We start from the raw sequence: 8,592 nt of genomic DNA, 5'->3' as shown, positions 1-8,592 counted from the left end.
CTTCCCCGCCCCGCTCCGCTACCCCCGCCGCCGAACAGATGTTTCACGTGAAACACTCAGACAAGAGTTCCCTTGACTACGATGCCCTTGGTGCGTGGGTCGAGCGAGAGTCTTAGTTCCATCCGAGGAACGTATCGACATCCAAATCCTCGAAGCTGGTGATGAAGCGCTCGGCGGCGGCGCGCAGGTCTTCGACCGTGCCGGAGAGGTCGCAGTCGTAGATGGCCAGGGTGCGGTAGTCCGCGCCGGTGAGCGTGCGCACGGCGTACACGGCATCCTCGACGCCCCAGGTGGTGGCAAGCGGAGTGCCCATCAGGTCGCGGGCGCGGTCGTACACGGCGGGCACGCGCTTCGGCTTCCCCACGTCGTCCACCGACACGATGGCATCGAGGTACGGCGTGAAGCCGCAGCGCGCGAGGCCCGCTTGCAGGTACGCCTGCGGGCTCGACGAGGCCACGCTCAGGTGCACCCCGCGCGCGGCCAACGCCTGCACGAAAGCGAGCGCGCCCGGACGGGCCAGCGCGCGGTCGCGATAAAACTCCAGCATGAGATCGTCCATCATGCTTACAACCTCGGCGCCCGAAGCCCCCAGGCCGTGCTGCTCATGGAAGAACGTTCCGCACTCGGGAATGGTCATGGACGTGAGCGCGTCGGTTTCGGCCGGCGTCAGCGTCACGCCGGCGCGCTTCGCCAGCGCGCTTTCCGCCTCGCGCCACACCATCATCGAGTCGAGCAGCGTTCCGTCGCAATCGAAGATCACGCCAATGTGAGAAGCATCCATCAAGCAAGCCCCTACTTCGCGCCGTACTGCTCGTAGTAGGCGTCGAGTGCTGCCTTCACCGTATCGTCGATGACGACGCGACCCTGGCACTCGCGATTGTGCAAGAACTCGGTGACCTCGGCCATGTTCACGATGGCAGCCGTCGGGAAACCGTAGCGCTCGCGCACCTCGTCGAGGGCGCACACTTCGCCGCCCTTGCCCACTTCCATGCGGTTGAGCGACACCATGAGGCCCTTGACCTCCACGTTCGCCTGCGACATGAGAATGGGATGCGTCTCCTCGATGGACTTGCCGGACGTGGTCACGTCCTCCACCATCACCACGCGGTCGCCGTCCTGCAGGTTGCTGCCCAGCAGGATGCCGGTGTCGCCGTGGTCCTTCACCTCTTTGCGGTTGGAGCAGTAGCGCACTTCCTTGCCGTACAGCTCGTGGATGGCCATCGTGGTGATGACGGCCAGCGGAATGCCCTTGTAGGCGGGGCCGAACACCACGTCGAAATCGAGGCCGAAGTTGTCGTGGATGGCGCGCGCGTAGTACAGTCCCAGCTTGTGCAGCTGATCGCCCGTCACGTACGCGCCCGCGTTCATGAAGAAGGGGGACTTCCTGCCGCTTTTCAGCGTGAACTCGCCGAACTTGAGCACTTCGCTTTCAACCATGAACTCGATGAACTCTTGCTTGTACGCTTCCATGCAGGATCCTTCCCTCGTCGTCCCCGCGCGCCGAGCGCGCTTTGTTTGGAGAACATGATACTCGATGAAGGCGCCCGAACAGGCAGATCCCGCGAAATACGCGTGAGCTAGCACACGCTGCGCAGGTGGGCGCGCTCGAATTCGGGAATGGGAGCGGGCCGGCCGATGTAGTAGCCCTGCGCGCGCGTGCAACCGGTGGTGGTGAGCGCCCTGAGCTGCTGTTCCGTCTCGATGCCCTCGGCCACCGACTCGATATGCAAATCGCCGCACAGGCTTGCAACGCTACTGACCACGCGCATGGTGCGCTCGCCCTCGTCGAGGTTCCAAATGAGCGACTTGTCCAGCTTCAGCACGTCGAAGTCAAGCTGCACAAACAACGACACGTTCGCGTTGTCCACGCCGAAATCGTCGACGGCCACGCGGAACCCCATGCCCCGCAGCTGATCGGCTACCAAGCGCAGCAGGTTCCCGCCGCGTCCGCGCGCCGATTCCGTCACCTCGATCTCGATGAGCGACGGGTCCAAGCCGTGCCTCGCAACCGCTTCGCTCACGCGCTCGACGAAGCCTTCCTGCTCCACCGTCATGCGTGAGAAGTTCACCGCAATCGGCACCACGGGGCCGCCCTCGCACTGCCACCGCGCCACCGTCTCGCACGCGCGCGACAGGGCGAAGAAATCCACGTACGAGATTTCGCCCATGTCCTCGAGCGCCGGGATGAACGAGGCGGGCTGCGCCTCGATGCCCTGCACCGGGTCGATGTAGCGAATGAGCGCTTCGGCACCCACGATGCGCCCCGTCTGCGTGGAAGCCTGCGGCATGAGGAAGATGTCGAGCAGGCCCGCCGCCACGGCGTCTTCGGCGCCGCCCGGCCGGATGAGGTTGCTAACCGCCACATCTTGTGCCAGGTCAACGCCCAAGTCTACCGCGCGATGGCGCCCGAGTTTCGAGCAACGCATGCGGTCGCCCGCGACGTCCAGCAGCACCGTCACGTTGTCGGTGCCCTCGCTCCACGCCGGCCCCGCCGACGCCGGCAAGCCCTCCTTCGCGAAGAGCGACGCCAGCACGCTCGATCGGCGCGTGAAATCCTCGAAGTCGATAGGCGTGACCACGGCGCAGAATTCGTCGTCGCCGATGCGATACACGCAGTCGCCGAACACGTTCTTCATGCAGGCGGCCACGCGCTCGAGCACCTTGTCGCCCTCAACGCGCCCGCGTTCGCGGTTGATGACGGTCAAGCGATCGACGTCCGCAAGCAGGAACCCGATGTTCTTGAACGCGCCCTGATCGTAATCGCGGTGAAACGCGCTGCGCGAATGCACGCCGGTCAGCGGATCCTTCCACGTGAGTTCGTCGACCTGGCGCTGCGCCATCGCCCGCTTCATGCTGGCAGACACGAACGACGCGAGGCTCACCAGGGGCGTGTCGATGATTTCCAGACGGCTCTGTTTGGGGTCGTCCGCGCCCATGTAGCCCACGAAGCGCCCATCCACCTCGAGCGGCACGGCCACGAGTGACGTGATGCCCTGCGCGGACAGCACCTCGAACTCGTCCTCGCGATCGGTGCCCACCAGGTCGTTTATGTCGTTGATGATGACTGCTTTGCCCTTCGAGAACTTCTCCATCCAGTGGTCGATCAGCGACACGGGCAGGTTGTAGAGGTTCTGCATCTCGGGCATTACGCCCTCGGCGCACCACTCGTACGTGTTCGACATGCGCTCGCCCTCGATGCTGAACACATAGGTGCGATCGGCCTTGAGGAAGGTGCCCAGCATCTTGAGCACCGCATTGAGCGCCGTGTCGAGCGGTTCGTTCTCCAACGTGCGGATGCACTCGACGTTGAGGGCGTTCGCATCGGCCAAGAACTTGAACGATTCTTTCTCCAGCTCGCGCTCGGTGATGTCGAAGGCGATTTCCAGGCGCGCCGGCGCGCCGTTCCACTCCACCAGCTTGTCGCGCAAAAGGTAGTGGTAGTTCGTGATGGGGCTCGTGAACTCCCATTCGTAGAACGTGTCCATGCTCAGCTTGCTGTTCGTGCAGTACGGACACGGCGACGTGCGGCCCTGCAGCACCTCGTAACACGGGCGCGAGCCGTCGTCGGCATCGGCACCGTAAATATCCTTGCCGGCTCTGTTGAGATACAGCAGCTGGTACGTTACGGGATCGCTGATGTAAATAAGCTCGGACAGCCCATCAAGCAGCGAATTCAGTACGCCTTGCATGAGCCCTCCTTCTGGTCTCGCAATGAGCATTCGTCATTATAGATGAAGTGCTCGGGGCTGCTAAGGGGGTGGTGTAAAACACGCAGCCCCGCACCGAAGTGCGGGGCCGAACAGGCATCATGGTGCAAAGTTGGGACGTTATTCTTCCACGCGGATGACGCTGGGTTCGTCGCGCAGCACGTCGTCGAGCTCGGCGATTTCGGCCAGCACGTCGCGCACGCTCTTCTCGCGCGCCGTGTGCGTCACGTACACGAGGTCCACCTGACCGCCTTCCTTCTTGCCGCGCTGCACCACCGAGTACACGCTCACGTTGTGCTTCGCGAACACGCCGGCCATCGCGGCCAGCACGCCCGAGCGGTCGGCCACCTTGAAGCGGATGTAGTACTTCGTCTTGAGGTCGTCCATGGGCACGATGGGCAGCTCGTCGGTGCAGGTGCAGCCCACGAGGGGCCCGATGCCCAGCGTGACGTGGCGCGCCACTTCCAGCACGTCGCCCATCACGGCGCTCGCGGCGGGACCCGCGCCCGCGCCCTCGCCGAAGAACATCGTCTCGCCCACGGCGTCGCCCGTCACGTAGATGGCGTTGTACACGCCGTCCACCGTGGCCAGCTGATGCGACAGCGGCAGCATGGTGGGGTGCACGCGCACGTCCACGCCCTCGTCGCTGCGATGCGCAAGCGCCAGCAGCTTCACGCAGTAGCCCATGTCGCGCGCGGCGTCGAGGTCCATCGTGGTGACGTTGCGGATGCCTTCGGTGTGCACGTCGTTGATGGTGACGCGCGAGTTAAACGCGATGGACGCGAGGATGGCGATTTTCGCGGCGGCGTCGAAACCGTCCACGTCGGCGGTGGGGTCGGCTTCGGCAAAGCCCTTCTCCTGCGCCTCTTTGAGCGCGTCGTCGTAGCTCAGGCCGTCCTCCACCATGCGGGTGAGCATGTAGTTCGTCGTGCCGTTGACGATGCCCATGACCGAGGTGATTTCGTTGGCAATGAGCGAGTGCTTCATCGGGTCGATGATGGGGATGCCGCCGCCCACGCTGGCCTCGAACGCGATTTCCTTGCCGGCCTCGTCGGCGGCCGTCATAACCTCTTCGCCGTACGTGGCCATGAGGGCCTTGTTGGCCGTCACCACGTTCTTGCCCGCCTTGAGCGCGCCCACCACGATGCTGCGCGCCACGGTGGTGCCGCCGATGAGCTCGACCACGATGTCGATGTCGGGATCGTCCAGAATGTCCTGGTAGTCCTGCGTGAAAATGTCCTCCACGCCGTGCGCGATGGCCTGCTCGGGGTTGCGTGAGCACACGCGCGCGAGCTCCACGTCAACGCCGTAGTGGCGCTTGAAGTCTTCGCGATGGTTCTTCAGGATGTCGATGCATCCGCCGCCTACCGTGCCGGTGCCGACGAGTCCCAGTTTTACCGTCATGCTACGCTTCCTCTCCTAGATATCCCGTGCCATCAGATCGTCGTACGTTTCGCGACGCGTGGTCACGCGCGCTTCGCCATCCTTCACGAACACCACGGCTGGCCGCGGCTGGCCGTTGTAGTTGCTCGACATAGTGTAGCAGTACGCGCCCGTGCCGAACACGGCCACGATATCGCCCAAGTCCGGATGTTGGATGGGCATGTCGATGACCACGGCGTCGCCGCTTTCGCAGTGCTTGCCCGCGATGGTGACGATTTCGGTGCGCGGCTGGCCCGCCTTGTTCGCGATGATCGGCTCGTAATCGGCGTGGTAGAGCGCCGTGCGGATGTTGTCGGACATGCCGCCGTCCACCGCCACGTACTTGCGGATGTTCGGCAGCGTCTTGAGGATGCCCACCGTGTACAGCGTGACGCCCGCCGTGGCCACGAGGCTGCGACCCGGCTCGGTGAGCAGACGCGGCTCGACAACGCCGTATTTCGCGCAGGCGGCGTGCACCGACGACGTCACGATTTCGGCGAACTCGTCGATGGTGGCCGGCTTGTCGTCGGCCGTGTAGGCGATGCCCAAACCGCCGCCCACGTCGAGCTCTTCGATGCGGTAGCCGTATTCCTGCTCGATGCGCGCCATGAGATCCACCATGACCTCGACGGCCTCGGGGTAGGAATGCAGCGAGAAAATCTGCGAGCCGATGTGGCAGTGCAACCCCGCCAGCCGCACGTTCGGCGCGGCCAGCACGTCCTTCACGCAGCGAAAAGCGAAGTCCTCGCGCATGGTGAAGCCGAACTTCGAGTCCTCGCAGCCCGTGCGGATGTACTGATGCGTATCGGCCTCGACGCCCGGCGTGATGCGCATGTAGATGGGCTGCTCCACGCCCAGCTCGCCCGCGATTTCGGAGATGCGATGCAGCTCGATGCGACTGTCGATGATGATGCGGCCCACGCCCGCCTGAATGGCCTCGCGCAGCTCGCGCGGCGTTTTGTTGTTGCCGTGCATGAAGATGCGCTCGGCGGGGAAGCCCGCGGCCAGCGCGATGGCCAGCTCGCCGCCGCCCGACACGTCGAGGCACAGCCCCTCATCGGCCACGATGCGCGCGGCTTCCTTGTTGAGGAACGCCTTGCTGGCGTACACGATGTCGGAGTTCTCGTAACGGCTGCGGAACGACTCGCGGTAGGTTTCCATGCGCGTGCGCATGTCGAGCTCGTCCATGACGTACAGCGCCGTGCCCTGCTCGCGCGCCAATTCCACCATGTCGACGCCACCCACGAACAGGTGGTCGTCCTTCACCTCGGCCGTCAGGGGAAGCACCGCGCCCAGCTCCATCGTGGTACGGTTGTCAGGCTGTTTACTCAAATCGGCTGCGGGGAGAGACATGTCATTCCTTTCGTGCATCCAGGGGATTCGCCTAGTCTATCATCCCCGCTCGCGTACGGCGACAGCCCCGTCGAAAATGACGCAATCATCCACCGTGCGGCGGCGTGCGCCTTCGCCCTTTTCGAGCGGACGGGCGACCAACCGTCCTCGATGACGTATAATGATGCGATCATTCTCGAGAAAGGGAGCAGCATGGCGCAGCTTGAACCGTCGATCGACCAGTGGCTCGCGGAGGCAAAGCAGGATCCGAAGGCCGCCCAGTGCGGCATGTTCCTCACGCACAACGGCATCGTGCGCATCACGCCGAAGCAGCAGGTGCGCGAGGGCGTCGAAGGACTTGGCGAAGTTGCCCAGGTTGAGTTCTCCTACGACGCAGCCGGCGTCGAAGCGGCCGTGGCGGAAGCGCTCACCTGGCCGGGCGTCTACTACGTGCGCACGTGGCTCAACGAGGGCGTGCTGGACGTGGGCGACTCCATCATGTACGTGCTCATCGGCGCAGACATTCGCCCGAACTGCATCGACGCGCTGCAAAAGCTCGTCGGCAAGATCAAGAACGACCTCGTGGTGGAAAAGGAAATCTACGCCTAACAGGTCGCCCCAAACGGCGCGCGCGAAGCGGCGAAACGGCAATCGAGCCCGTTTCGCCGCTTTTTTCGCATTCCGGGCACATCAGCGCGCCCTGCGCCGTGTTGGTGGTGAGGAGGCGATACCCCGCATGCACCCGAACTTGAGGCCGGACGATTTCATCGAGCACGCCCTGCGCGCGTGGGGAACCACCGTGTATCGCCTTGCGCTCAACCAAACCCAATCGCCGCACGACGCCGACGACGTCTGCCAAGAGGTGTTTCTGCGCCTCCTGAAGGACCCGACCGACTTCGAGGATGACGAGCACCTGAAAGCCTGGCTGCTGTGCGTCACCGTCAACTGCAGCCGCGACCTGCACCGCTCGGCATGGAAGCGTCGCACCGAGCTCACGGGCACCTTCCAGGACACCCCGCTTGAAGGCGAAGCTGCGGAAGACGAGGGCGTGCGCGCCCTGTACGGAAGCAAGGTGGGACATGCGCTGGGCAAGCTGCCCGCCACCACGCGGCTCATCGTGCACCTCTTCTACTACGAAGGATATCCCACCGAGGAGATCGCGTGCCTCGTGCGCTGCCTGCCCGCCACCGTGCGCTCGCGTTTGCGCCGCGCGCGGACGCAGCTCAAGGGCCTGTTGGAACAGGAGGCATCCCATGCATCGGACGAATAACGAACCCGACTACTGCACGCTCATGGACGGCATCGAGATGCCGAGCCGCCTGCAACACCGCATCCTCGACGAGACGCGGCGCGAGCGCGCGGCCGCGTCTCGCAGCGTCGCTCCCGCCGCACAGCAGCGCGGTGGGCGGCCCGTCTCCCGTCGCCGCTTCGTCGGCGTGGCCGCGGCGGCCATCGGCGCGGTTGCGTGCGGCGGCACGGCCGTGTTCGCCGCCGTCGGGAAGCCCGCGCGCAACTCGTTCTCCCTCGAGCTGGGCGACTTCGGCCACGACAGCGCATGGAAGGTGTGGCACAGCGACCCGGAAATCGACCCCGACAACGCCGATAGCGCACCCGACGAGGGGCAACGTTACCTCTCGATCGCGTACCAATTCACCCCGATCTGCACCGGTACGAACGTCACGTCGCTGACGTACGAGGTGGAGGGCGAACGCGTGCTGTTCTACACGCACGAGGCTTCCTCCGGAGAGCATCGCGCCACCAGCTTCACCGTCGACTACCACGCTCAGCACCCCGTCGGCGCTGATTGGCGCGGCCTGCGCGTCTCATTCCCGCTCGAAGGCGAAGTTGCCAGCCTGTACGATGCGGTCACCGAAGAGTTCTACAGCTCCCGCCGCGACGTCGATTACGACCGGAAAGACCGCCTCAACGCGCTGCTGCTGCGCCGGTGCGCAGACATCATCGCCCAGGCGCGCCTGCACCTCACCGTTACGTACGAGGACGGGTCAACCGATGCGAAAGCGTACGTCATCACACCGGTGGACAACCTCGAGGACGTCGAGGCCGCCTACGCCACCGCCATACGCGCGCAAGCCAATGCCGCCCAAGGCAACCCCACCCACCCGTTCGAAGA

At 64.6% G+C, this 8,592-nt stretch carries 8 protein-coding genes; 3 read left to right on the top strand and 5 right to left on the bottom strand.

Features of this window, described 5'->3' with window-relative positions; all coding sequences use genetic code 11:
* Positions 1-112: 112 nt before the first annotated feature.
* The 5 genes from C1876_RS17265 to lysA all read right to left on the bottom strand — a co-directional run bounded on the left by C1876_RS17265 (position 113) and on the right by lysA (position 6,482).
* Positions 113-781, bottom strand: a complete 669-nt coding sequence (locus C1876_RS17265; RefSeq protein WP_114547958.1) for an HAD family hydrolase — start codon at positions 779-781, stop codon at positions 113-115.
* Between the two features lie 11 nt (positions 782-792).
* On the bottom strand, positions 793-1,470 hold the full coding sequence (pyrE, locus tag C1876_RS17260; RefSeq protein WP_114547957.1) for an orotate phosphoribosyltransferase: 678 nt from the start codon (positions 1,468-1,470) through the stop codon (positions 793-795).
* A gap of 107 nt (positions 1,471-1,577) precedes the next feature.
* Positions 1,578-3,689 carry a sensor domain-containing phosphodiesterase gene (locus C1876_RS17255; protein ID WP_114547956.1) on the bottom strand — a complete coding sequence of 704 codons (2,112 nt, stop codon included), beginning with the start codon at positions 3,687-3,689 and terminating at the stop codon, positions 1,578-1,580.
* A gap of 138 nt (positions 3,690-3,827) precedes the next feature.
* Positions 3,828-5,111: a homoserine dehydrogenase gene (locus tag C1876_RS17250; protein WP_114547955.1), complete on the bottom strand. Its 1,284-nt coding sequence runs from the start codon at positions 5,109-5,111 to the stop codon at positions 3,828-3,830.
* A gap of 15 nt (positions 5,112-5,126) precedes the next feature.
* Entirely contained in the window at positions 5,127-6,482 is a 1,356-nt protein-coding gene (gene lysA / locus C1876_RS17245; protein ID WP_114547954.1) for a diaminopimelate decarboxylase, read from the bottom strand.
* A gap of 192 nt (positions 6,483-6,674) precedes the next feature.
* Here lysA and C1876_RS17240 point away from each other — a divergent pair, with 192 nt between their 5' ends.
* From C1876_RS17240 to C1876_RS17230, 3 genes are all read left to right on the top strand, one after another.
* Entirely contained in the window at positions 6,675-7,070 is a 396-nt protein-coding gene (locus tag C1876_RS17240; RefSeq protein WP_114547953.1) for a molybdenum cofactor biosynthesis protein MoaE, read from the top strand.
* A 127-nt stretch (positions 7,071-7,197) separates the two neighbouring features.
* The gene (locus C1876_RS17235; RefSeq protein ID WP_114547952.1) at positions 7,198-7,731 is read left to right on the top strand and encodes an RNA polymerase sigma factor; all 534 of its coding nucleotides are present in this window, start codon (positions 7,198-7,200) and stop codon (positions 7,729-7,731) included.
* Positions 7,715-8,592 (top strand): hypothetical protein (locus tag C1876_RS17230; protein ID WP_114547951.1); only part of this gene is annotated, 878 nt, incomplete at its 3' end. The genes C1876_RS17235 and C1876_RS17230, both read left to right, overlap by 17 nt.

The sequence above is a fragment of the Eggerthella sinensis genome (assembly GCF_003339815.1).
GTDB classification, from domain to species: domain Bacteria; phylum Actinomycetota; class Coriobacteriia; order Coriobacteriales; family Eggerthellaceae; genus Eggerthella; species Eggerthella sinensis.
Note: the sequence above shows the minus strand (reverse complement) of the source record. Positions and strands in the feature narration are given on the sequence as shown.